General features: G+C 53.8%; 1 protein-coding gene. It reads left to right on the forward strand.

Features of this window, described 5'->3' with window-relative positions; genetic code table 11:
* The coding region (locus ICE88_RS08465; RefSeq protein ID WP_216252064.1) for a hypothetical protein at positions 1-240 on the forward strand (240 nt) is incomplete at both ends.

Consider the following 240-nt stretch of genomic DNA (forward strand, 5'->3'; position numbering starts at 1 on the left):
CATTAGGCACATCAGCCTTCACAAAGACTGCTGGCACCTATGCCAATAGTGAAGTGGCCACGGCTGTGACTTTGACCAGCGCCAATGGCTACGCTGCTAGCACGACTCGTGCCGTAGGTACGAACGCCAATGAAGTAGTGGCCACATCAGCCACCGGTACGGATGGCTTCTTGGCTAGCAACTATGACATCACCTATGTATCTGGTAGCTTGGCGATCACAGCTCGTCCGATCACCTTGA

The organism is Polynucleobacter sp. AM-26B4, from assembly GCF_018882285.1.
GTDB lineage: Bacteria > Pseudomonadota > Gammaproteobacteria > Burkholderiales > Burkholderiaceae > Polynucleobacter.